The organism is Caulobacter sp. (genome assembly GCF_965279145.1).
Lineage (GTDB): Bacteria > Pseudomonadota > Alphaproteobacteria > Caulobacterales > Caulobacteraceae > Caulobacter.
Genome location: NZ_OZ257139.1, coordinates 3,892,394 through 3,915,132, shown reverse-complemented (window position 1 = coordinate 3,915,132; position 22,739 = coordinate 3,892,394). Strand labels below are relative to the sequence as shown.

Here is a 22,739-nt window from a genome sequence, read left to right as displayed (position 1 = left end):
GGCGGGATGTGTTCTGGGATGAAGGCCGCGATGAAGATTGGCCAGGGAGATTTGAATGGCGCGTACGCGCAAGAGTGAAGCTTCCGGGGAGAAGGCGAGTGACACCGGTGTCAACGCTTTCGTCGGCAAGGATGAGCTTCTCAAGTTCTATCAGGACATGCTGCTGATCCGTCGCTTCGAGGAGCGCGCTGGTCAGTTGTACGGCATGGGCCTGATCGGCGGGTTCTGCCACCTCTACATCGGTCAGGAAGCCATCGCGGTCGGCATGCAGTCGATCCAACAGAAGGGCGACCAGATCATTACGGGCTACCGTGACCATGGCCACATGCTGGCCGCAGGCATGGATCCCAGGGAAGTCATGGCCGAGCTCACCGGTCGCGCGGGCGGTTCGTCGCGTGGCAAGGGCGGCTCGATGCACATGTTCGACATCGAGACCGGCTTCTACGGCGGCCACGGCATCGTCGGCGCCCAGGTCGCGCTGGGTACGGGGCTAGCTCTGGCCAACCACTACAAGGGCAATGGCAACGTCTCGTACGCCTATTTCGGCGACGGTGCGGCCAACCAGGGCCAGGTCTATGAGAGCTTCAACATGGCCCAGCTGTGGAAGCTGCCGGTCGTGTACGTGGTCGAGAACAACCAGTACGCCATGGGCACCAGCGTCGAGCGTTCGGCCTCGGAGACCGCCTTCCACAAGCGCGGCGTCTCGTTCCGGATCCCAGGCGAGGAAGTTGATGGCATGGATATTGTTGCCGTCCGCGAGGCCGGCGCACGCGCCACCGAGCACGCGCGCAGCGGCCAGGGCCCGTATATCCTTGAGATGAAGACCTATCGCTATCGCGGTCACTCGATGTCGGACCCGGCCAAGTACCGGACCAAGGAAGAAGTCGACGAGGTCAAGCAGACGCGCGATCCGATCGATCACATCAAGGAACGCCTGGCCAAGGCCGGCGTCACCGAGGACGACCTGAAGGGCATCGACGCCGAGGTGAAGCGCATCGTCGCCGAAGCCGCGGAATTCGCCCGCACCAGCCCCGAGCCGGACCCGTCCGAACTCTATACCGACGTATACTTGGAGGCCGCCCAGTGAGCGTGGACATCCTCATGCCCGCCCTCTCGCCCACGATGGAAGAGGGCACGCTGGCCAAGTGGCTGGTCAAGGAAGGCGACACCGTGAAGGCCGGCGACGTGATCGCCGAGATCGAAACGGACAAGGCGACGATGGAAGTCGAAGCCGTGGACGAAGGCGTCATCGAAGCGCTGCTGATCGCCGCCGGTTCGGAAAACGTGAAGGTCAACACCCCGATCGCGCGTCTGGCCGGCGAAGCCGGGGCCGCGCCGCCGGCTCCGATCACGCCCGTCGCCGACGCCGCTCCGGCCACCGCGCCGGTCGCGGCCGCGCCGGCTACAATCGCCGCCGCCTCGACCTTTGCCGACCCGGAGATTCCGGCCGGCACGCCGATGAAGAAGATCACCGTGCGCGACGCCTTGCGCGACGCCATGGCCGAAGAGATGCGTCGCGACGACCGCGTGTTCCTGATGGGCGAGGAAGTCGCCCAGTATCAGGGCGCCTACAAGGTTAGCCGCGACCTACTGCAGGAGTTCGGCGCCAGGCGGGTGATCGACACCCCGATCACCGAGCACGGCTTTGCCGGCATGGGCGTCGGCGCTGCGATGGCCGGCCTGAAGCCGATCGTCGAGTTCATGACCTGGAACTTCGCCATGCAGGCGATCGACCACATCATCAACTCGGCCGCCAAGACGCTCTACATGTCGGGCGGCCAGATCAAGTCGTCGATCGTGTTCCGCGGCCCCAACGGCGCGGCCAGCCGCGTCGGCGCCCAGCACAGCCAGGACTACGCGGCCTGGTACGGCAACGTTCCCGGTCTGAAGGTCATCGCGCCCTATGACGCGGCCGACGCCAAGGGCCTTCTGAAGGCCGCCATCCGCGACCCGAACCCGATCGTCTTCCTCGAACACGAGATGATGTACGGCATCGAGTTCGACATCCCGGATGTCGAGGACTACGTCGTGCCGATCGGCAAGGCCAAGGTCCGCCGCGAAGGCTCGGACGTCACCCTGGTGGCCTATAGCCGCATGGTGGGCTTCGCGCTGAAGGCCGCTGACGAACTGGCCAAGGAAGGCATCTCGGCCGAGGTCGTCGACTTGCGGACCATCCGTCCGATGGATCACGAGACGATCCTGCAGAGCGTCAAGAAGACCAACCGTCTGGTCACGGCCGAGGAAGGCTGGGGTCCGATGGGCGTCGGTGCCGAGATCGTCGCCCGTATCACCGAGCACGGCTTCGACTACCTGGATGCGCCGCCCCTGCGCGTGCACCAGGAAGACGTGCCGCTGCCCTATGCGGCCAATCTGGAAGCCCTCTCGCTACCGTCGGTCGAGAAGATCGTCTCGGCCGCCAAGAAGGTTTGCTACCGCTGATGAAGACGCGGCTCACGTCTGGCGGGATGGCGGCGATCGCTGCATACCTGTTGGATGTGAGCCGTTTCGATTCCGGCCAAGAACAACACCTCGCCCCGGCGCGAGATCGCGCGGACGACGGCCCGGCCGACAACGTCCCGAACGCTTGAGGAAGAAGCTCAATGTCGATCGACATCCTGATGCCCGCCCTGTCACCCACCATGGAAGAGGGCACCCTCGCCAAGTGGCATGTGAAGGTGGGTGACACCGTCAAGGCCGGCGACGTGATCGCCGAGATCGAAACCGACAAGGCGACGATGGAAGTCGAAGCCGTCGACGAAGGCGTGGTCGAGGCCATCCTGGTCGACGCCGGGACCGAAAACGTCAAGGTCAACGCCCTGATCGCCAAGCTGGTGGGAGAGGGCGACAGCCCAGCGCCCGCGCCCAGGGCCGCGCCCGCCACTGAAGCGCCCAAGGCCGCCGCGCCTGCGCCGGCAGCCACGGCTCAAACCGTCGCCGCGCCCGTCGCCCAGAACGGCGACCGTGTGTTGGCTTCCCCTCTAGCCCGTCGTCTGGCCCAGGTCGCGGGCCTGGACCTTAAGACTGTCAAGGGTAGCGGCCCGCACGGCCGTGTGGTCAAGGCTGATGTCGAAGCCGCCGGCAAGGGTGGCGCCGCGCCGGCCAGGACGACAGCGGCCGCATCGGCTCCGGCCGCCGCCGCCGCGCCACGCCAGGCGCTGTCTCTGGAGCAGATGGGCATCCCCGCCGGCTCCTACGATCTGGTTCCGCTGGACGGCATGCGCAAGACGATCGCGCGCCGTCTGACCGACAGCTTCCGCGACGTGCCGCACTTCCCGCTCACCATCGATCTCGAGATCGACGGCCTGCTGGCGGCGCGCGCCAAGATCAACAGCCTGCTGGCGGATCAGGGCGTGAAGGTGTCGGTCAATGACATCATCATCAAGGCCGTGGCCGTGGCCCTCAAGCGCGTGCCGGAGGCTAACGCCTCGTACACGCCCGAAGGCATCGCCATGCACAAGCACGCCGACATCGCGGTGGCCGTGGCCATCGACGGTGGCCTGATCACCCCGATCGTGCGCGCCGCCGAGACCAAGGGCCTGGCCCAGATCTCTGCCGAGGTGAAGGATCTGGCGGCCCGCGCCAAGGCCAAGAAGCTGAAGCCCGAGGAATTCCAGGGCGGCACCTTCTCGGTCTCCAACCTGGGTATGTTCGGCATCAAGGCCTTCGCCTCGATCATCAACGAGCCGCAGGGCGCGATCATGAGCGTGGGCGCCGGCGAGCAGCGTCCCGTGGTCAAGAACGGCCAACTGGCCGTGGCCACCGTGATGACCGTGACCCTGACCTGCGATCACCGCGTCGTCGATGGCGCGATCGGCGCCAAATTCCTGGCGGCCTTCAAGCCGCTGATCGAAGAGCCGCTGACCCTGATCGTCTGATCACCGGAAAGGGCAGGGAGAGCGCCATGTCGGTCTATGACTACTCGGCCAAGACGCTGGACGGCCAGGACGTGAGCCTGGCCGACTATCGCGGGCGGGTTCTGCTGATCGTCAACACGGCCAGCAAGTGCGGGTTCACCCCGCAGTATGAAGGCCTTGAGGCGCTCTACCGCGACTACAAGGATCGTGGCCTGACCATCCTGGGCTTCCCCTGCAACCAGTTCGGGGCCCAAGAGCCCGGGAACGCCGAAGAGATCGCCAGCTTCTGCTCGCTGACCTATGACGTCACCTTCCCGATGCTGGCCAAGATCGACGTCAATGGCCCTTCGGCCCATCCGCTCTATGCGTTCCTGAAGAAGGAACAGAAGGGCGTGCTGGGTACCGAGGGCATCAAGTGGAACTTCACCAAGTTCCTGATCGGCCGCGACGGCGAAGTCGTCGAGCGGTTTGCTCCCACCACCAAGCCCGAAGACCTCAAGGTCGCGGTCGAGGCGCTGCTCTAATTCTCCCGGATCGGCTTGCAGGCCGATCGATCGAGGCCGCCCGGCTCCCCTCGGGCGACGTCCAAGCTAGGGTAAGAACACCATGTCCACGGAATTCGATGTCGTCGTCATCGGCGCCGGTCCTGGCGGCTATGTGGCCGCGATCCGCGCCAGCCAGCTGGGCCTGAAGACGGCGATCGTCGAGCGCGAAAACCTGGGCGGCATCTGCCTGAACTGGGGCTGCATCCCCACCAAGGCCCTGCTGAAGTCCGGCGAGATCTTCGAGCAGCTGTCGCATCTGGACAGCTACGGCCTGTCGGTCGAGAAGCCGGCGTTCGACTTCAGCAAGATCATCGAGCGTTCGCGCGGCGTGGCCAAGACCATGTCCAGCGGCATCGCCTTCCTGATGAAGAAGCACAAGATCGAGGTCATCGAGGGCGAGGCCAAGCTCGAGAAGGGTGCGCCGGCTCCCAAGGTGGTCGTGGCCCTGAAGGCCGGCGGCAGCCGTACGATCCAGGCGAAAAATGTGATCCTGGCCAGCGGCGCGCGGGCCCGGAATATCCCCGCCATCGGCGCGGTGTCGGACGGCGACAAGGTCTGGACCTATCGCGACGCCCTGGCCCCCAAGACCATGCCCAAGTCGCTGGTCGTGATCGGCTCGGGCGCCATCGGCATTGAGTTCGCCAGCTTCTATCGCGCCCTGGGCGCCGACGTGACCGTCGTTGAGGCCGTCGACCGGATCATGCCGGTCGAGGACGCCGAGGTCTCCAAGGCCGCCCAGAAGGCGTTCGAGAAGCGCGGCATCAAGTTCCGCATCGGCGCCAAGGTCACCAAGATCGACAAGACCGCCACGGGCGTCTCGGTGTCGGTCGAGGTCGGCGGCAAGGCCGAACAGTTGACGGCCGAGAAGTGCATCGTCGCCATCGGCATCGTGCCCAATACCGAAGGGACCGAAGCGGTGGGCCTGACCACCGATCGCGGCCATGTCGTCACCGGCAAGCACGGCGAGACGAACGTGCCTGGCCTCTACGCCATCGGCGACGTCGCCGGCGCGCCCTGGCTGGCGCACAAGGCCAGCCACGAAGGCATCCATGCCGCCGAGTTCATCGCCGGCTACAAGACCCCGGCCGTCCATTCGCCGATCCCGGGCTGCACCTATGCCAACCCGCAGGTCGCCTCGGTGGGTTACACCGAAGCCGCCGCCAAGGCGGCCGGCATCGACGTGAAGGCCGGCCGCTTCCCGTTCAAGGTCAACGGCAAGGCCGTGGCCGCCGGCGAGACCGAGGGCTTCGTGAAGGTGGTGTTCGACGGCAAGACCGGCGCCCTGATCGGCGCTCACATGATCGGCCACGAAGTGACCGAGATGATCCAGGGCTTCGTCACCGCCATCACGCTGGAAGCGACCGAGGAAGACCTGCACGGAATCGTCTACGCTCACCCGACTATGTCGGAAGCCATGCACGAAGCCACGCTCGACGCGTATGGACGGGTGCTGCACATCTAGGGGCCTGAATGGCGCGCGCGACGGCCACGACGACCGACAAGCCGGCCAAGGCTGGGATCAAGGTTGCGGCCAAGATCAGGAAGGGGTCGAAGACCACCCTTTCTGAGGCCAACCTCGCCGATTTGGGCGCGGAGCGGCTGGCGACGATCCTGATGGATCTGTCGGTCGACAGCTACGTCAAGCGCGCCCTGCGGCTGGAGCTGTTCGCCGAGGCCAGTCCCGAGGGTCTGGCGCTGGAGATCTCCAAGCGTCTGGCGGCCATCGCCAAGGCCACTTCGCGTATCCACTGGCGCAAGCGCGCCGCCTTCGCGCGCGATCTGGATCTGCACTTTCGGATGATCCAGCGCCTTACGGAGAGCGATCCCAAGGCGGCCCTGAAGCTGCTGATGGATTTCCTGGACCTGGCCGGTTCGGTCTTTGATCGCATCAGTCAACCCGAGGGGCCGATCGGTGAGGTATTTGCCGAGGCGCGGGATGCGGTCGGCGACATCGCCCCGAGCGCCAAGATCGCGCCGGTCGATCTGGCCGACCGGGTGGCCCGGCTGATCCTGTGCGACGATCATTTCGTATTCGGCCCACTAGTCTCTGTCGCGGCCCCGTCTCTGGGCGTGGCGGGTCAGGCGCGACTGGGTGAGCGTCTGCAGGCCGCCTTGACCCAGCGCCCCGCGCGGTCGGCCGGCGCCTATGACGTCAAGGCGTCAGTGGTCCGGGACGCCTTGCGCCGCCTTGCCGACATCAATGGCGACGTGGGGGCGTTTATCGCGACCTTCAGCGAGACGCAGCGCCGGTTTCCCGCCATCGCCGCCGAGATCGGGCGTCGTCTTCTGGCTGCTGGCAAGGCGGGGGAGGCGCTGGCCGCTCTGGAAGCTGCCGTGGCGACGGTCAAGCCGCGAGGGCTGCTGTCGGTTCGCGCCGAGCCTGACGATCCGGTCGAGCGCGCCGCCTGGGAAGATGTCTATCTCCAGGCGCTACAGGCCAATGGCCGCCAGGACGAGGCCCAGCGCCGGCGCTGGGCGGCGTTCGAGGCCACCCTGTCGATACCGAGGCTCAGGGCGTTCCTGAAGGGCCTGCCGGACTTTGACGACGTGGTCGCCGAGGATGACGCCAAGAAGATCGCCGCCGAGTTTCCGCGCTTCGACGCCGCCCTGGCGTTTCTGATCGAGTGGCCCGATTTAGCCGCGGCGGCGCGACTGATCATCAACCGTCACGGCGCGATCAACGGCGCGGACGAAGACCTGCTGACGGCCGCTGCGCGCCGCCTTGAAGGCGCCTATCCGCTGGCCGCGACCCTCTTGCTGCGGGCCATGATCCGCAACGTGCTGACCTATGGCGTGGCCGGCCGCTACAGGGCCGCCGCCCAGCAATGGCTGGAGACGGAATCCCTGGCGCCGATGATCGCCAATTTCGGCGAGTTCCCGGACCACGAGACCTTCATGGCCGACCTGCGGGCCACGCATGGCCGCAAACAGGGCTTCCGCGCCGAGCTGGAAGCCCTGGGTGGAACCTTCTAGGCCGCCCTCGCGTCCTGATCGGCCATCCGCTGTATGGCGACATAGTCTGTCTTGCCGCTGCCCAGCACGGGCACTTCCGGCACCTTCAGGATCTTGCGCGGCACCGCCAGTTCAGGCGCGCCGATGGTCTGGGCGTGAGCCACCAGTTGAGAGACAGCGGCGTCGTGGCGGTCGGTGACGAGCACCAGCTTCTCACCCTTCTTCTTGTCAGGCATCGAGATCACCGCGTGCCGGCCGTCGGGCCAAACCGCCGAGGCGAGGTCTTCCGCAGCCGTCAGCGACACCATCTCGCCGGCGATCTTGGCGAAGCGCTTCACCCGGCCCTTGATGGTGATCCAGTTGTCGTCGGACATCGAGACGACGTCGCCGGTGTCGTGCCAGCCGCCGTCCGGAGCGTCGACACCGCCGTCTTCGCGCAAGTAGCCCAGCATGATGTTGGGGCCGCGCACCAGCAGCTTGCCGCCGCCTGAAATCCCTTCGACGGGCTCGACGCGGAACTCCTGGCCGGGCAGCAGGCCACCGACCGTGCCGCGGCGGTTGTCGTCAGGCTTGTTGACCGCGATCACAGGCGAAGCCTCGGTTGCGCCATAGCCTTCGAGCACGGGCACGGGGCCGAACTTTTCGTGGATGAGGTTGTGCGTCTCTTCCCGAACCTTTTCAGCGCCACAGACGATAAATTTCAGGCCCGACAGCTCATCGCTGTCCGACGCCCGCGCATAGTGGTTGAGGAAGGTGTCTGTGGCGAACAGCACCGACGCGCCGACGTCCTTGACCAGGGCCGGGATCTGCTTGGTGTGGAGGGGCGAGGGATATTGGAACGCCTTCATGCCCTTGAGCAGCGGCAGGATCACGCCGCCCGTCAGGCCAAAGCAGTGGAAGACGGGCAGGGGGTTGAAGAACACCCAGTCAGGATCCAGCGCGATGTGGGCCGCGACCTGTTCGGCGTTCGACACCATGTTGGCCTGGCTCAGCACCACGCCGCGCGGGGCGCCGAAGCTGCCGGAGGTGAACAGCACCACGCCCCGGTCCGACGGCTTGGCCGGCGCGCGGAACTGACGCGGGAACAGGCCGGCGGCGGCGGCGAACAACTTGTCGGCCAGGCCGATCGTCCCGCGCACGTCTTCGAGATAGGTGATGGTCGCCTGGGCCTCCAGCGCATCGACGATGTCGTGCAGATTGCCAAGCTCGATGAACTTGTGGGCGGTCAGCACGCGGGTGACCTTGGCCAGATGACAGGCGGCCTTCAGGTTTCGCAGGCCGGCCGTGAAGTTCAGCATGGTTGGCACGCGACCGAAGGCGTGCAGGGCGAAGAAGGTGACAACGGCCGCCGAACCCGAGGGCAGCAGCACGCCGACGTTCTCGCCTGGCCTGGTCATGGCCGCGATCTTGCGGCCAAGGGCAAAGCTCGCCCGGATCAGATCGGTGTAGCTGAGGGGGTTGCGGTCCTGATCTTCAAGGATCGGTTTTTTTGCGCCGTAGGTGTCGCGCGCATCGACAAGGGCGTCGAAGAGGGCCTTCTGGCCGTCTTCCGCTTTAAAAACTACCGGCATCCCGCCGAAACCTCCCCGAAAAGCGTCATCGCTTTCGTTCGTTGAGGAGCGAGACTGCCGGGGAAGGTCCGGCTTTGCAAGGAAGAGTCACAAACCGTGAAATCATCCCCTGCGGGGCTGGGTCTTGGCTGAGATGCGGGCGCGAATAAAGGACTCGATCTGGCTCAACCATGCTTCCCGCACGCCGTCCGATTCCATGTGGAGTTCATGGCGCCCCGCGGGGAATCTAATTTCCCGGCAATCGAGAAGCGCGAGACAGGTCTTGGTCTGAGCTGCTGGGAGTGCGTAGCGATCCCTTCCAGCGCCGAGCATCAGGACTGGGGACGTCACCTTCTGAGCATCAGTCTGCGCTCGGTCGGATGCTTCGAAGAAGGCGGCCAGCCAGCCCAGACTGGGCGCTCCCATCCGAAGGTCCGGATTGGTTGTAAGCCAGGCCTGCTGAACCGCACCGCGATCCTTGTCGCCGGTGACACCGGCAGCGACGCCGTCCGGCCCGTCACGACGCCAACCTGGCTGACCGGGGGCCTTGATCCATCCCAACCGTAGGCGTCGAGCCCAGCTCGCGACCTGTCCGATCGGCGCCGGCAAGCTGGGTAGGTTGCGCAATGCGAATGTCGGTGACGACAAGATAAGCCCGTCGTTCGGCAAACCACTCTCGGCGGCCTGGAGCGCCACCAGTCCTCCGACTGAATGCCCGAGGATCACCAGCGGCGTACCGCCCCGCGGCCGGATCACGACATTGACCAAGGCGCGCACCGCGGCGACGTCGGGATCGAAACTCTCGACGTGGCCCAGATCGCGCCAAGGTGTCAGACGTTGGGAACCGCCTTGGCCTTGCCGCTCAAGGATCCAGACGGTGTAGCCATCCTGATTCAGCCGCCGCGCCGTCTCGAACCATTTCTCCGCCGGCTCAGCATAGCCAGGCAGTATCAGGATGGTGGCTCGAGGACCGACCGCTGTGGACGAGACCCCGTAGCGTTGGACAGGTCCGTCGCCGACCCGCACATAACCCCAGGCCCAGCCGTCGGGCGCGTAGAACCTTGGGGCGATCGAAGGCGGAGTGCGGCTCTCGGCAAAGGGCGCGCGGGCGCCGCCATCACCGCAGCCGGCGAGGGACAGGAAGAGCAGGAAAGCAACAAGACAGAGACGCATATGGTGCAGTCATTTCGCGCCTTAGCGTCTCTTGCAAGATCGCGTGCTTGATCCGAAGGCCAAGAAGTCCGATTTAGGCCCCATGGCCACCGTGATCGACACGTTGAAGGCGCGTAACCCGGAAGACCGGGCCACACGCCATCCCGAAAAGCAGAACCGCCCGGATACGCCGGTGCTGCGCAAGCCCGAATGGCTCCGCGTTCGCGCGCCCGGTTCGCCTGGCTACAACGAGACCCGTGGCATCGTCCGCGATCACAAGTTGACGACGGTCTGCGAGGAGGCCGCTTGCCCGAATATCGGCGAGTGCTGGAGCCAGAAGCACGCGACCATGATGATCATGGGCGAGATCTGCACGCGGGCCTGCGCGTTCTGTAATGTCTCAACAGGGCTTCCCAACGCCCTGGATGGAGATGAACCGCGGCGCGTGGCGGAAGCCGTCGCCAAGATGGGTCTCAAGCATGTCGTCATCACCTCGGTGGACCGCGATGATCTCGCGGACGGCGGCGCCCGGCATTTCGCGGAAGTGGTGCTGGCCATCCGGGCGGCAGCGCCCGGTACGACCATCGAGATCCTGACTCCGGACTTCCTGCGCAAGGATCGCGCGGAAAACGTGGTCATCGACGCCCGTCCAGACGTCTTCAACCACAATCTCGAGACCGTGCCCCGGCTCTATCTGAAGATCCGCCCGGGCGCCCGCTACTACAATTCCCTGCGCTTGCTGGAGCGGGTCAAGGAGCGCGATCCGACCCAGTTCACCAAGTCAGGCCTGATGGTTGGGCTGGGTGAGGCCAAGGAAGAAGTCATGCAGGTCATGGATGACATGCGGTCGGCAGGCGTCGACTTCATCACCATCGGCCAGTATCTGCAGCCCACCCGCAAACACGCCGCCGTTGATCGCTTCGTGACGCCCGAGGAGTTCAAGGCCTATGAGGCTATCGCGCGCGCCAAGGGCTTTCTGATGGTCTCGGCGAGCCCACTGACCCGTTCATCGCACCATGCCGGAGATGACTTCGCCAAGCTGCAGGCGGCCCGTCGCGCCCTCGAAGCCCGGACGCTCTAGGCTTGCACCGCCACATCGTCACGCGGGTCCTTCCGTACACGCCAGAGCAGCTGTTCACGCTGGTGGGCGACGTTGAGTCCTATCCCGGCTTTGTGCCGTGGATTACCGCCATGCGAACCTGGAACGCGCGTCAGGACGGACTGGTGAGCACCATCGACGCCGAAGCGCAGGTCGGGTTCTCGTTCCTGAAGGAGAAGTTCGCGACCCGGGTGCGTCGGGATGCTGAGCACCTGACCGTTGATGTCAGCCTGCTCTACGGCCCGTTCAAGCGGCTGGCGAACCAATGGCGATTCACCGCCCATGGCGCTGAAACCACCGTGGAGTTCGTGATTGACTTCGCATTCAAGTCGCGGATCCTGGACGCCATGCTTGCGGCCAATGTTGATCGGGCGGCGGGCAAGCTGATCGCCTGCTTCGAAGATCGAGCCCGGCAGCTTCACGGAGCGCCGGCGGCCTAGTTGGTGCTTTCCTTGCCTTCTTCCAAACGGTCGGCAAGATCGCCGAGGTTGGCGTGCAGGTTCTCGATGGCGAAGACCAAGCCAAAAACACGGGCGGCCTCGTCGAACGGCAGGTCGCGGATCGCGCCCTCGGCTCGCAAAGTCTCGATCGTTGCCTGGAAGGCGACGTGAGCTTCGGAAAGGGCCAACCTGTCGGGGCGGTCGCCATTCGCCATCAACCCAGCGGTTTGAGTGAGAAAACGGGTTGCGGCATCGAGCATGGCGGCGGCCGGCTCGGCCAGCCTGGCGATTGCAACGGGCGCTGCCAGCGCGCGACCGATCATCACGATGTCATTTCGCTGCCGCCACAGAGTGCGTGGCAGGGCCTCGGGCGCCGAGCGCAGGCTTAGGCGCGTCGCCGCTTCCCGATCAGCTTCAGCCATGGCGGTCTGCAGCTTGGCCATCGCAGCGCGATTGGCGTCGAACGACGCGGCCGTTGAAAGGTCGCTAGCCTGGCCGCGCAACAGCTTGGCGTAGTGATTGAGGAGTTCGCCATTGATCTTGGCGATCTGGCTCACCCGCTCGACGATCGCGCCATGCGCCCTGGCTGGAAATATCAGGAGGGTGGCCGCGACCCCGACCAGGCTTCCGACCGTGATCTCGACGACCCGAAACAGCGCTGCCGTCCATGGGTCCATGGACGTGGTGGCGCCGATCATCATGATCACCGCAGTCACGGGCGCCACCTTGAGGGTCGGCCGTATGGCGGCGATGAACGCGAGAATCGCCACGGTCACGCACAGGATCAATCCGCCGAACTGCGGCCAGCGCACATGAAAGTAGGCGGCGACCGCGCCGGCCAGCGCGCCAACCACCGTTCCCATAAAGCGCTCGAGCGACGCCGTGATCGTCGCGCCTAAGCTGCCTTGGACCACGATCACGGCAGTGAACACCGCCCAATAACCCTGAGGCAGCTTGAGCAGAGTAGCGAGCGCGAATGCCGCTCCCACGGCGGCGGAAACGCGGATGGCGTGACGGATTTCACCGCGTCGCGCGGCGGTGACGGCAAAGGCGCTTTTCGACAATCCGACGCCCACAAAGCGCCGCCAGTCGGAAGGCGGTGTCTCCGGCACGGTTAGGTCACCGCCTCCCGCAGCATTTCGAGCGCCGTCCGTACCGCCGCCAGCTGCACAGCCTCCCGTGTCTGGCCGTCAAACTGTTCGTGACGGTGGACGACGGAACGGTTGGCGCGGGCAACGGCGAAGTGGACGGTGCCAACCGGCTTCATCGGCGTGCCACCGCCGGGTCCTGCTATTCCGGTGATGGATACCGCGAGGTGACTGTTGCTATTGGCCAGCGCGCCTTCGGCCATCATGCGCGCGACGAGTTCCGAAACCGCGCCGTGATCCGCGATCAGATCGCCGGGCACATCCAGCATCTCCGACTTGGCCCGGTTTGTGTAGGTGACAAAGCCACGCTCGAAGACATCGGAAGCCCCCGAGATCGAGCAGATCGCTCCCGCCACAAGACCGCCGGTGCAGCTTTCGGCTGTCGCGAGCCGCAGGGACCTGTCGCGCGCCTCGGCGACCAGCAGACGGGCCAGGGTTTCGATCTCAAGCGGAAACATGGAGCTCTCCTGCGGATTCGGCCCTAGCCTATACTCCTCAGGCCGGAGTCTCGACCGCCACGACGGCCTGGGCCGCCAGACCCTCGCCCCGACCGGTGAAGCCCATCTTCTCAGTTGTGGTCGCCTTCACGCTGACCCGGTCGAGCGGCAGCGAAAGGATTTCCGCCAGCCGTTCACGCATCGCGGCGCGATGCGGTTTGATCTTGGGGCGCTCGCAGATCAGGGTCACATCGACATTGATGATCACGCCCCCTTTTGCGCGCACCAGATCGGCGGCGTGGATCAGGAACTTGTCGGAGGCGGCCCCCTTCCATTGCGGATCGGTCGGCGGAAAGTGATCGCCGATATCGCCTTCGCCGATCGCGCCAAGCAGAGCGTCGGTCAGGGCGTGCAGGCCCGCGTCGGCGTCGGAATGACCGATCAATGTTTCGTCGTGGGTGATCTCGACCCCGCACAGCCAGACCGAGTCACCCGGGCCCCAGCGATGGGCGTCGAAGCCTTGGCCGACGCGTGTGACGCGAGCCGCTCCCGCCAGTCGTTCGGCCATGGCGAAGTCCTCCGGGTAGGTCAGTTTCATCAACAACGGATCGCCTTGCGCGATCATCACGCGACCGCCGGCGGCCTCAACAACCTGGGCATCGTCCGTGGGTTCATCTGTACTGGCCCAGGCTGAATAGGCGGAGACAAGCACGTCGCGTCGGAAGGCCTGGGGTGTCTGGGCGCGCCAAAGGTTGTCACGAGACGTTGTCGCCAAGCGAGCGCCTGCCTCAGCGCGCTTTAACGTATCAGCGACCGGCAGTGCGGGGATGGCGCCTTCGGCGCCGCGCAAGGCAGTCAGCAACCTTTCGATTGTGTCTGACCTCAGAAAGGGGCGGGCGGCGTCATGCACGAGCACGTGCTCATCGCCGGGGCGAGCGGCAAGGGCGCTCAAACCCGCTTGGACCGATAGGGCGCGGGTTGCTCCGCCCCGCGCAATTCGCCAACCCGGCAAACCGTTGAGCGTTTCGCCAACGGCCAATTCGCCGTCTTCCGACGTGACGATCACGATTTCTGAAGCTCCTGCCGCCAGAAAGGCCTCGACCGACCAACGCAGCACGGGCTTGCCCGCCAGAAGCCGCCACTGCTTGGCTTGGCCAGGGCCCGCGCGGGTTCCAGAACCGGCGGCGACGATTACAGCGGAGAAGGTCATGGGCGGTGTTTAGTCCGGCCGTGGGACTTGTCCAGTCGATGAAGGCTTTACTGCGCTGCACAATATGCCTAAAAAGGCAGCGCTGGGGATGATTACAAAATGAGCACCAAGCTCGAGGTCGGTGGAGTGGTAGTGCCGGGGCGCGTATGGATCGCGCCCATGACGGGCATTTCCGATCTACCCTTTAGAGAAACTGCCACGGCGCTTGGCGCGCCATATGTGGCGACAGAAATGGTAGCCTGCGCCGAGTTCGCTCGGGGGCGGCCTGACGTCGTTCGCCGCGCCGCCGTGGGTGATGGGCTGCCGCTGATGGTCGTGCAACTTGTCGGTCGCGATGTGGAGCTGATGGCCCGCGGCGCCCGTATGGCTGCTGAGGCTGGTGCTGAAATCGTCGACCTGAATTTCGGTTGCCCCGCCAAGGAAGTTTCAGGCGGCCAGCAGTGCGGGTCCGCTCTGATGCGCGAGCCAGATCTCGCGGAAGCCCTGGTGGCCGCAGCCGTCAAGGCCGTGACTGTTCCGGTTACGGTGAAGATGCGGCTTGGGTGGGACGACAACACGCGCAATGCCGCGGACATAGCGAGGCGGGCCGAAGCGGCTGGCGCCAAGGCGATCACCGTTCACGGTCGCACCCGCAGCCAGTTCTACAAGGGCGTGGCTGACTGGACGGCTGTCGCCGATGTGAAGGCCGCCGTCTCCATTCCTGTTCTGGTCAATGGCGATATCATCGACGGTGACAGTGCTCGAAAGGCGCTTGATCAGTCTGGCGCCGACGGCGTGATGATCGGGCGTGGCGTTTATGGCCGCCCATGGATCGCCGGCGCTATCGAAGCGGCGCTCGAGGGCCGTGAGTTTATCGAGCCCGATGCTGAGCAACGTCTGGCAATCGCCCTGACCCACTTCCGGCGCAGCTTGGATTTCTATGGTCTGCCGCTGGGCCTGAAGATGTTCCGCAAGCATCTGGCGTCCTACATCGATGCCGCACCGTGGCCGGAAGCCGCGGAGGAGCGCCGCGCCGCACGCGCCACGCTATGCCGCCTGGATGATCCTGAAGCGGTGGAGCAGGGGCTGATACGACTTTGGCTTCAAGATCGGAGGATCGCGGCATGAGCGACCATGCGCGTGTTCTCGGCGGCAAGGCGCCCGAGGCGCTGAAGGCCGCCGCTTTCGACCTCAGTCCCGAACCGGCTCTGGTCGTGGATCGTGACGGCGGGCTCGTCGCCGTCAATGAGGCGGCGGAGGCCTTGTTTGGTCATGGCCTTTCACTGCTGGCGCGGGGCCGGTTCCGGGCGGCGCTGCCGCCAGGTTCGGTTCTGGTCTCGTTGCTCGATCGCGCGATTTTCGAGGGTGCTCCGGTTCGCGAGCATGGCGTCGAGGTCAATCTCTTTGGCCAGCCCCCCTTCGAGGCCGACGGCGCCGCCGCGCCGCTGGGAGACGGGTCAGTCCTGCTGACCCTTCATGTGAAGGGGGTGCTGGGCGTTGATCGCGGCGCTGACGCCGCAGGCCTTCGCTCGGTGGTCGGCCTGGGCAAGATGCTGGCTCACGAGATCAAGAACCCCTTGGCGGGTATTCGCGGCGCGGCTCAGTTGCTCAAGACGGGAGCCTCGGCTGCAGACCAGCCGCTGGCCCAACTGATCGTCGATGAGACCGACAGAATCCGCCGCTTGGTGGATCGCATGGAGGCGTTCTCCGAGGACCTGCCCACCCCCCGCGAGGCGGTCAACATTCACCAGGTTCTGGACCGCATCCGGGCCTTGGTCGCCAATGGCGTCGCCGACGGCCTGTCGCTCCGAGAAACCTATGACCCGTCTCTACCGCCGGTTTGGGGTGACGAAGATCACCTGATCCAGATCTTCCTGAATCTGGTCAAGAACGCCGCCGAGGCCGCCCACATGCGCGGCGACGGTCGCGGGGCGATATCGATCAACACCGCGTGGCGGCCAGGAGTTCGCGTGCGCGGAGCCGATGGCAAGGCGGCCAGCGGCGCGCCGATCGAGATTCGGGTTCAGGACAACGGTCCGGGCGTCCCTCAGAGCCTTCGTGAGCATCTGTTCCAACCCTTCGTCACAACCAAGCCCAACGGCACCGGCCTGGGCCTCGCCCTCGTCACCAAACTGGTCACCGCCCACGGCGGTCTGATCGATTTCGAGTCCGAGCCTGGCCGCACCGTGTTCCGCGTGCTGCTGCCCGTGGCGCCCGAATCCACCTCCGGAGACGCGTAAGCATGAACGCCGCCAGCAAGAAGATCCTGATCGCGGACGACGATTCCTCGGTGCGTCTGGTGCTCAGCCAGGCTTTCACCCGCCTGGGCTATCAGGTGCGCGCGACCGGCAATGCGACGACACTGCTGAAGTGGGTCATGGATGGTGAAGGCGATCTCGTCGTCACTGACGTGATGATGCCCGACGAAAACGTATTCGATGTGCTGCCGCGTATCCGCAAGGAACGGCCGAAGCTGCCGATTATTGTGATGAGCGCGCAGAATACGCTGCTGACGGCGGTCAATGCTGCTGACGCCGGTGCGTTCGAATATGTCTCAAAGCCCTTCGATCTTGACGACGTTACCGCGGCGGCCCGTCGAGCCCTTTCGCGCCCGGCTGACGCAGAGGCGTCCAAGGCGCAGGCTCGCGCCATGCGGGACGAACGCCTGCCCCTGATCGGCCGCTCCGCGCCGATGCAGGAAGTCTATCGTACGATCGCTCGCCTGGTTGGGGCCGACCTGACCGTGCTGATCCTGGGGGAGAGCGGCACCGGCAAGGAGCTGGTCGCCCGCGCGCTGCACGAACTGGGTCGTCGTCGAGACGGGAAGTTCGTGGTCATCAATCTGGCGGCCGTGCCCCGCGAGCGGGTCGAGACAGAACTGTTTGGACGCGGCGAGGGGGATTTGGGCCGGCTGATCGAAGCCGATGGCGGCACTCTGTTTCTCGATGAGATTGGCGACATGCCACTGGACGCGCAAACGCGCCTCCTGCGGGTGATTGACGGGACCGAGCCCGTTGTGAACCCGAAGACGGGGCGGCGCCCGAATGTGCGGATTATCGCGGCCACCAACCGAGATCTGCGCGGGCTGATCCAGCAGGGCCTCTTCCGCGAAGATCTCTTCTTCCGCCTCAATGTCGCGCCCGTGCGTCTGCCTCCGCTGCGCGATCGTGACGAGGACATTCCGGACCTGGCGCGTACGTTCCTTCTTCGCGCCAACCGCGAAGGCCTGCCGGCAAAGACCATCGATTCCAGCGCTCTGGATCGTCTGAAGGCTCACTCCTGGCCGGGCAACGTCCGGGAGCTCGAGAACCTGATCCGTCGAATGTGCGCGCTCTATGCCGAGGAACTGATTACCGCCCGTATCGTCGATCGCGAGCTTCAGGATCATACGCCAGTCGCGCGATCGGATGAGGGGCCTGTAACCTTGTCCATGTTGGTCGAGCGTCACCTGGCGGGTCATTTCGCCGACCAGCCTGATGGCGTGCCGGCGGCGGGCCTTTACGACCGCGTTCTTCAGGAAGTCGAGCGCCCGCTGATCCAGCTGACGCTGTCTGCCACCCGGGGCAATCAGGTGAGGGCCGCCGAGATTCTCGGCCTGAACCGCAACACCCTTCGCAAGAAGATCCAGGATCTTGGGGTCGAGATGACCCGCGGCCGACGCTGAAGCTTATTTAGCACATAGCTGTTGAGTTTGGGGCACACCCCCATCTAAACTGGCGCAATGGCGTCAGTCACGTCCGCGTCCGGGTTCGATAGCCCGCCGGTCCGATTCAGTCGGACTTGGTGGAGAGAACATTTGCGATCGCGTTATGTGATCGGCGGCGCCTATGCCTTGGCGGTGATCCTTACCGTCACAGGCGTGGCGCTGGCGTCATCACCGCCAAAGAGCGGGCCGATCAGCCCCGCAAGCACCGCCATCCTGGTTGTCCTCGGGTTCAACCTGGCCTTGATCCTCGCGATCGCGACCATCGTCGGTCTGCGACTGTTCGAGATGATCGATGCGCGGGCCAATGACGCCGGCGCGCGTCTTCACCTACGGTTCGTGGGCCTGTTCTCCTTCGCGGCCGTCGCGCCGGCCGTGATCGTGGCGCTCTTCTTCGGCGTTCTGGTCAATCGCGGGGTAGAGGGGTGGTTCAGCCAGCGCGTGCGCACGGTCGTCGAAAACTCGGCCACCGTCGCCAACTCGTATGTCGCTGAGCAGATCAAATATATCAGCGAGCATATCCGCCCGATGGCCGCTAACCTGAACCAGGCCGCTCCAGCCATGTCGCAGTCGCCGGTCGCGTTCGGGCATTTCCTGTCGGCCCTGACCGAGGACAACGGCTTTTCGGCCGCATACGTGCTTGACCGCGACGGCAGGGTTCTCGCGCGCGCGGAAATGCCCGGTTCCCCGCCGTTCCTCGCGCCGCCTCCGTCGAGCTTTCAGGGGACCGACAACGGCGAGGCCATCGCCCAGCGTTTCGTGTCCTCGGACCTATTTCGGGCGCTCTATCGCCTCAAGGCCTTCCCCGACGCGTATCTCTATGTGGTTCGCCCGATCGACAAGGGCATTCTGAGTCACCTGATCGAGACTGAGGATTCACTGATTTCCTATCGGGACGCCGAGCGCAGCCGCGTGCGGATCCAGGCCATTTTCGGTCTTAGCTATGTAGAGACGGCGCTGTTGGTTCTGGTCGCGGCGGTCTGGGTCGGGATCGCGGCGGCCAACTCCATCGCGGGCCCCGTGGCGGGCCTGGTCGAGGCGGCGGGCCGCGTGTCGGCCGGCGATCTTGACGCCCGCGTCGACGCCGAGGCCGGTCCTGACGAGATCCGGGCGCTGTCCATTGCGTTCAACATGATGACGACGGACCTCCAGGTGCAGCAGGCGGCGCTCAGGGCGGCCAGTCTGGACGCCGAGACGCGTCGACAATTCATCGAAACGGTGTTGTCCGGCGTTAGCGCCGGGGTAGTGAGCCTCGACGCCCAAGGTCGTATCTCGGCCCTTAACCGCCGCGCTGTCACTCTGTTGAGCCTGCGCGAAGACGCAGTCGGCATGGATCTGATCGAGGCGGCTCCGGAATTCGATGTGCTTATCGAGAAGATCCTCGAAGGCCGCGCCGATGCTGAAGTCGAGGTGGACCTTGTGCGTGAGGGCGAGACGCGCCGTCTGCGGGTGCGCGGCGCCGGTCACGTCGCCGAAGGCCTGGTTCTGACCTTCGATGACATCACCCGTCTCGTGGCGGCGCAGCGCAACGCGGCCTGGAAAGACGTCGCCCGCAGGATCGCGCACGAGATCAAAAACCCCCTGACGCCGATTCAACTCTCGGCCGAACGTATTCGCCGGAAGTATCGCAAGGAAATCACCAGCGACCTGGAGACTTTCGACCGCTGCACCGATACGATCATTCGCCAAGTCGGCGATATTGGACGCATGGTCGATGAGTTCTCGGCCTTTGCCCGCATGCCGGCGCCGCGTTTCGAGCCGGCGAATCTCACCGAGATGTTGCGGCAAGGGGTCTTCGCCCAGCGCTTTGTTGATCCCGAGATCGAGGTGGTGATGAGTGATCCGGGAGAGGATGTGCTGATCACCTGCGACGGCCGCATGGTGGGCCAGGCGCTGACCAACATCCTCAAGAACGCCGGAGAGGCGGTCGGGGCTCGTCGGCTGGTTTCGGCCGAGCCGCGCGGACGGATCTGCGCCACGCTCGTCGCTACCGACGAGGATCTTTGCGTGATCATCGAAGACAATGGCGTCGGCCTGCCGACCCGCGATCGCGATCGCCTGACCGAGCCCTACGTCACGACGCGTGAAAAAGGCACAGGATTAGGCCTGGCGATCGTCAAGCGCATCATGGAAGACCATGAGGGCAGCCTGGTCCTGACAGACGCGCGGGAGCTCCCCGGCGCTCGCGTAATCCTGAAATTCCCCACGACCGCACGCCTGTCCGCTGCGGCCCACAGTGGCGTAGAGGAGATGATATGAGCGCCGACGTTCTTGTCGTTGACGACGAGGCCGACATCCGCGACCTGGTGGCAGGCATCCTTGAGGATGAAGGTTATGCCGTCCGGACGGCTGCGGACGCGGATCAGGCCCTGGCGGCCCTGCGCGCGCGCAAGCCGGCCTTGCTGGTGCTTGATATCTGGATGCAGGGCGGCGGCATGGACGGGCTTGAGTTGCTCGACATGGTAAAGTCGTTGGACCCGGACCTACCGGTCATCATGATCTCCGGACACGGCAACATCGAGACAGCCGTCAGCGCGATCAAACGCGGCGCGTATGAATTCCTGGAAAAGCCGTTCAAGTCCGACCGGCTGTTGCTGGTTGTCGAGAGAGCGCTGGAGGCCGCTGGCCTGAAGCGCGAGAACCGCCGCCTGCGCGTGCAGACCTTTGCGCCCGATGGCCTGATGGGCAAGTCCGCCGCGGCCCAGACGCTGAGGCAGATGATCGCCAAGGTGGCCCCGGCCAATAGCCGGGTGCTGGTCTCGGGCCCCCCGGGATCGGGTAAGGAACTTGTAGCGCGCTTGATCCATGGCGCCAGCGCTCGAGCGCGTCAGGAATTCGTGGCGGTCAGCGCGGCGGGGATGGCTCCTGAACGGCTGGATGTCGAATTGTTCGGCGAGGAAGGCGAGGGCGGTCGACCGCGCAAGATCGGCGTATTCGAGCGCGCCCATGGCGGCACGCTCTATCTCGACGAAGTGGCGGACATGCCGCGCGAGACCCAGAGCCGCATCCTGCGGGTGCTGGTGGAGCAGCGATTCCGGCGTGTCGGTGGTGACAACGACGTCCAGGTTGACGTTCGGGTGATCTCGTCCAGTTCACGCGATCTGCGAGACGAGATCGCTGCAGGCCGGTTTCGCGAAGACCTGTTCCACCGCCTGAATGTCGTGCCTGTCCGCGTGCCAGGACTGTCGGAGCGTCGCGAGGACATTCCTGAACTGATCAGCTTCTTCATTGACCGTATCGTCGAGGCGACGGGCCTGCCGCGCCGCCGGCTGGGCGACGACGCCCTGGCCACGCTTCAGGTTCAGACCTGGCCAGGCAACGTCAGGCAACTGCGGAACAACGTCGAGCGCATGCTCATCCTGGCGGCGGGCGAACCAGGCGATCTGATCACGGCGGAGATGCTTTCGGGGGCAGAGCAGCCTTCGGCGGGTCATGCTGGAGCGATCGGCGCGGAGCGGATCATTGCCCTGCCGCTGCGCGAAGCCCGCGAACTGTTCGAACGCGAATATCTGAACGCCCAGATCCTGCGGTTTGGGGGCAATATCTCGCGCACCGCCAACTTCATCGGAATGGAGCGGTCTGCGCTCCATCGCAAACTCAAGTCCCTGGGCGTCGCCGGCGCCCGGGCGGACGAGGAAGAGTAGATGTCGCGTTTCGCCTATGTGAATGGCCGCTTTGTCCGGCATGGCGAAGCCGCCGTGCATATCGAAGACCGTGGCTATCAGCTGGCTGATGGCGTCTATGAGGTCTGGGCCGTGTTCGATGGCAAACTGGCAGACGCCGAAGGTCACTTTGCCCGGCTGTGGCGCAGCCTCGACTCCCTGCGCATTGCGCATCCCATGGGACAAGCGGCCCTGACCTTCGTGCTGCGCGAAGCGGTTCGCCGCAACAAGGTGCGCGACGGGCTGGTCTATCTGCAGGTGACGCGGGGCGTGGCAAGGCGCGATCACGCCTTCCCGAACCCGGCTGTGACCCCGTCGATGGTTGTCACCGCCAAATCAGTGGATCGTGTGGCGGCTGAGGCGAAAGCCGCTATAGGCGCGTCCGTAGTCAGCACTCCGGAAAATCGGTGGGGGCGCTGTGACATCAAGTCGATCGGGCTACTGCCAAATGCGCTCGCCAAGCAGCTGGCGCGCGAGCGGGGCGCCGCCGAGGCTTGGTTTGTCGATGACCTGGGTCTCGTCACTGAGGGAGCCTCTTCCAACGCCTGGATCGTCGATGGCGAGGGCAATCTCCGTACGCGGGACGCCAACGCCAACATCTTGCGAGGTGTTACGCGTTCAACGCTGTTCGATGTGATCCGCGAGGCGGGGCTGCCGATCAATGAGAAGCCCTTCACGATCGCCGAGGCGCAGGCCGCGCGCGAAGCTTTCGTGACCGGGGCCGGTACGCTCGTTCTGCCGATCGTCAGTATCGACGGCGTAAAAGTTGGCGATGGCGTCCCGGGACCGGTGGCGACACGACTTCGGCGTCTCTATATCCAGCGCGCCCGCGAGAAGGCCGTGTGACGGCCAGCGGGTGAGAAGGCGGACCACGCTGGTGTAAATGAGCGTGAATTCGACGCACCGCGCACTTTCCCGCCGAATGATCATCGCGTTCGGCGGAAAATCATCTAGCATGAGCTTGTTTGTGTGGGGGGCGCCTTGCCTTCCGAAACAATAAGAGGGGAA

Annotated in this window: 19 protein-coding genes; 14 read left to right on the top strand and 5 right to left on the bottom strand. The window is 65.1% G+C overall.

The features are described from left to right. Window positions 1-55: 55 nt before the first annotated feature. The 6 genes from pdhA (at window position 56) to ACQY9P_RS18220 (ending at window position 7,372) form a co-directional block, all read left to right on the top strand. Window positions 56-1,087, top strand: a complete 1,032-nt coding sequence (pdhA, locus tag ACQY9P_RS18245; RefSeq protein WP_421737811.1) for a pyruvate dehydrogenase (acetyl-transferring) E1 component subunit alpha — start codon at window positions 56-58, stop codon at window positions 1,085-1,087. A gap of 2 nt (window positions 1,088-1,089) precedes the next feature. Then, entirely contained in the window at window positions 1,090-2,439 is a 1,350-nt protein-coding gene (locus ACQY9P_RS18240) for a pyruvate dehydrogenase complex E1 component subunit beta (RefSeq protein ID WP_421738300.1), read from the top strand. Between the two features lie 161 nt (window positions 2,440-2,600). After that, window positions 2,601-3,875, top strand: coding sequence for a pyruvate dehydrogenase complex dihydrolipoamide acetyltransferase (locus tag ACQY9P_RS18235; protein WP_421737812.1), 1,275 nt, complete (start codon window positions 2,601-2,603; stop codon window positions 3,873-3,875). 26 nt (window positions 3,876-3,901) lie between these two features. Next, window positions 3,902-4,378 (top strand): glutathione peroxidase, encoded by a 477-nt coding sequence (locus tag ACQY9P_RS18230; protein WP_421737813.1) that lies wholly within the window; start codon window positions 3,902-3,904, stop codon window positions 4,376-4,378. 82 nt (window positions 4,379-4,460) lie between these two features. Further along, the gene (gene lpdA / locus ACQY9P_RS18225) at window positions 4,461-5,861 is read left to right on the top strand and encodes a dihydrolipoyl dehydrogenase (protein WP_421737814.1); all 1,401 of its coding nucleotides are present in this window, start codon (window positions 4,461-4,463) and stop codon (window positions 5,859-5,861) included. 8 nt (window positions 5,862-5,869) lie between these two features. Beyond that, window positions 5,870-7,372 carry a DUF6880 family protein gene (locus ACQY9P_RS18220; RefSeq protein ID WP_421737815.1) on the top strand — a complete coding sequence of 501 codons (1,503 nt, stop codon included), beginning with the start codon at window positions 5,870-5,872 and terminating at the stop codon, window positions 7,370-7,372. On the opposite strand, the gene ACQY9P_RS18215 is transcribed toward ACQY9P_RS18220, so the two are convergent. Both ACQY9P_RS18215 and ACQY9P_RS18210 read right to left on the bottom strand, forming a co-directional pair. After that, complete coding sequence (locus ACQY9P_RS18215) at window positions 7,369-8,922, bottom strand: AMP-binding protein (RefSeq protein WP_421737816.1); 1,554 nt, start codon at window positions 8,920-8,922, stop codon at window positions 7,369-7,371. The genes ACQY9P_RS18220 and ACQY9P_RS18215 overlap by 4 nt on opposite strands. Window positions 8,923-9,024: 102 nt before the next feature. Continuing rightward, window positions 9,025-10,074, bottom strand: a complete 1,050-nt coding sequence (locus ACQY9P_RS18210; protein ID WP_421737817.1) for an alpha/beta fold hydrolase — start codon at window positions 10,072-10,074, stop codon at window positions 9,025-9,027. An 82-nt stretch (window positions 10,075-10,156) separates the two neighbouring features. Here ACQY9P_RS18210 and lipA point away from each other — a divergent pair, with 82 nt between their 5' ends. Then, complete coding sequence (gene lipA / locus ACQY9P_RS18205; protein WP_421737818.1) at window positions 10,157-11,134, top strand: lipoyl synthase; 978 nt, start codon at window positions 10,157-10,159, stop codon at window positions 11,132-11,134. Between the two features lie 2 nt (window positions 11,135-11,136). After that, window positions 11,137-11,592, top strand: a complete 456-nt coding sequence (locus ACQY9P_RS18200) for a type II toxin-antitoxin system RatA family toxin (RefSeq protein ID WP_421737819.1) — start codon at window positions 11,137-11,139, stop codon at window positions 11,590-11,592. Here the strand turns inward: ACQY9P_RS18200 and ACQY9P_RS18195 are convergent. The 3 genes from ACQY9P_RS18195 to ACQY9P_RS18185 are packed head-to-tail and all read right to left on the bottom strand — an operon-like array spanning window position 11,589 to window position 14,387. Next, complete coding sequence (locus tag ACQY9P_RS18195; RefSeq protein ID WP_421737820.1) at window positions 11,589-12,704, bottom strand: FUSC family protein; 1,116 nt, start codon at window positions 12,702-12,704, stop codon at window positions 11,589-11,591. The genes ACQY9P_RS18200 and ACQY9P_RS18195 overlap by 4 nt on opposite strands. Window positions 12,705-12,706: 2 nt before the next feature. Further along, window positions 12,707-13,198, bottom strand: coding sequence for a CinA family protein (locus ACQY9P_RS18190; protein ID WP_421737821.1), 492 nt, complete (start codon window positions 13,196-13,198; stop codon window positions 12,707-12,709). Between the two features lie 37 nt (window positions 13,199-13,235). After that, window positions 13,236-14,387, bottom strand: coding sequence for a bifunctional 2-C-methyl-D-erythritol 4-phosphate cytidylyltransferase/2-C-methyl-D-erythritol 2,4-cyclodiphosphate synthase (locus ACQY9P_RS18185; RefSeq protein ID WP_421737822.1), 1,152 nt, complete (start codon window positions 14,385-14,387; stop codon window positions 13,236-13,238). 99 nt (window positions 14,388-14,486) lie between these two features. On the opposite strand from ACQY9P_RS18185, the gene dusB reads away from it, so the two are divergent. Genes dusB through ACQY9P_RS18155 form a run of 6 tightly spaced genes read left to right on the top strand, consistent with a single transcriptional unit; the run spans window position 14,487 to window position 22,577 of the window. After that, the gene (gene dusB, locus ACQY9P_RS18180) at window positions 14,487-15,494 is read left to right on the top strand and encodes a tRNA dihydrouridine synthase DusB (RefSeq protein WP_421737823.1); all 1,008 of its coding nucleotides are present in this window, start codon (window positions 14,487-14,489) and stop codon (window positions 15,492-15,494) included. After that, window positions 15,491-16,606: a two-component system sensor histidine kinase NtrB gene (locus ACQY9P_RS18175; protein WP_421737824.1), complete on the top strand. Its 1,116-nt coding sequence runs from the start codon at window positions 15,491-15,493 to the stop codon at window positions 16,604-16,606. The genes dusB and ACQY9P_RS18175 overlap by 4 nt, the downstream gene beginning before the upstream one ends. Before the next feature lie 2 nt (window positions 16,607-16,608). Continuing rightward, complete coding sequence (locus ACQY9P_RS18170; protein WP_421737825.1) at window positions 16,609-18,030, top strand: sigma 54-interacting transcriptional regulator; 1,422 nt, start codon at window positions 16,609-16,611, stop codon at window positions 18,028-18,030. Window positions 18,031-18,087: 57 nt separating this feature from the next. After that, window positions 18,088-20,328: an ATP-binding protein gene (locus ACQY9P_RS18165; protein WP_421737826.1), complete on the top strand. Its 2,241-nt coding sequence runs from the start codon at window positions 18,088-18,090 to the stop codon at window positions 20,326-20,328. Then, window positions 20,325-21,713: a sigma-54-dependent transcriptional regulator gene (locus ACQY9P_RS18160; protein ID WP_421737827.1), complete on the top strand. Its 1,389-nt coding sequence runs from the start codon at window positions 20,325-20,327 to the stop codon at window positions 21,711-21,713. Before ACQY9P_RS18165 ends, ACQY9P_RS18160 begins: the two co-directional genes overlap by 4 nt. Continuing rightward, complete coding sequence (locus tag ACQY9P_RS18155; protein WP_421737828.1) at window positions 21,714-22,577, top strand: D-amino-acid transaminase; 864 nt, start codon at window positions 21,714-21,716, stop codon at window positions 22,575-22,577. It begins immediately after the preceding gene. The last annotated feature ends 162 nt before the right edge of the window (window positions 22,578-22,739 follow it).

Coding starts and splice junctions, on each gene's coding strand:
- ACQY9P_RS18215 (WP_421737816.1), bottom strand. CDS start 8,922: ATGCCGGTAGTTTTTAAAGCGGAAGACGGCCAGAAGGCCCTCTTCGAC.
- ACQY9P_RS18155 (WP_421737828.1), top strand. CDS start 21,714: ATGTCGCGTTTCGCCTATGTGAATGGCCGCTTTGTCCGGCATGGCGAA.
- ACQY9P_RS18190 (WP_421737821.1), bottom strand. CDS start 13,198: ATGTTTCCGCTTGAGATCGAAACCCTGGCCCGTCTGCTGGTCGCCGAG.
- dusB (WP_421737823.1), top strand. CDS start 14,487: ATGAGCACCAAGCTCGAGGTCGGTGGAGTGGTAGTGCCGGGGCGCGTA.
- ACQY9P_RS18175 (WP_421737824.1), top strand. CDS start 15,491: ATGAGCGACCATGCGCGTGTTCTCGGCGGCAAGGCGCCCGAGGCGCTG.
- ACQY9P_RS18220 (WP_421737815.1), top strand. CDS start 5,870: ATGGCGCGCGCGACGGCCACGACGACCGACAAGCCGGCCAAGGCTGGG.
- ACQY9P_RS18160 (WP_421737827.1), top strand. CDS start 20,325: ATGAGCGCCGACGTTCTTGTCGTTGACGACGAGGCCGACATCCGCGAC.
- ACQY9P_RS18185 (WP_421737822.1), bottom strand. CDS start 14,387: ATGACCTTCTCCGCTGTAATCGTCGCCGCCGGTTCTGGAACCCGCGCG.
- lpdA (WP_421737814.1), top strand. CDS start 4,461: ATGTCCACGGAATTCGATGTCGTCGTCATCGGCGCCGGTCCTGGCGGC.
- ACQY9P_RS18210 (WP_421737817.1), bottom strand. CDS start 10,074: ATGCGTCTCTGTCTTGTTGCTTTCCTGCTCTTCCTGTCCCTCGCCGGC.
- ACQY9P_RS18235 (WP_421737812.1), top strand. CDS start 2,601: ATGTCGATCGACATCCTGATGCCCGCCCTGTCACCCACCATGGAAGAG.
- ACQY9P_RS18165 (WP_421737826.1), top strand. CDS start 18,088: ATGGCGTCAGTCACGTCCGCGTCCGGGTTCGATAGCCCGCCGGTCCGA.
- lipA (WP_421737818.1), top strand. CDS start 10,157: ATGGCCACCGTGATCGACACGTTGAAGGCGCGTAACCCGGAAGACCGG.
- ACQY9P_RS18170 (WP_421737825.1), top strand. CDS start 16,609: ATGAACGCCGCCAGCAAGAAGATCCTGATCGCGGACGACGATTCCTCG.
- pdhA (WP_421737811.1), top strand. CDS start 56: ATGGCGCGTACGCGCAAGAGTGAAGCTTCCGGGGAGAAGGCGAGTGAC.
- ACQY9P_RS18230 (WP_421737813.1), top strand. CDS start 3,902: ATGTCGGTCTATGACTACTCGGCCAAGACGCTGGACGGCCAGGACGTG.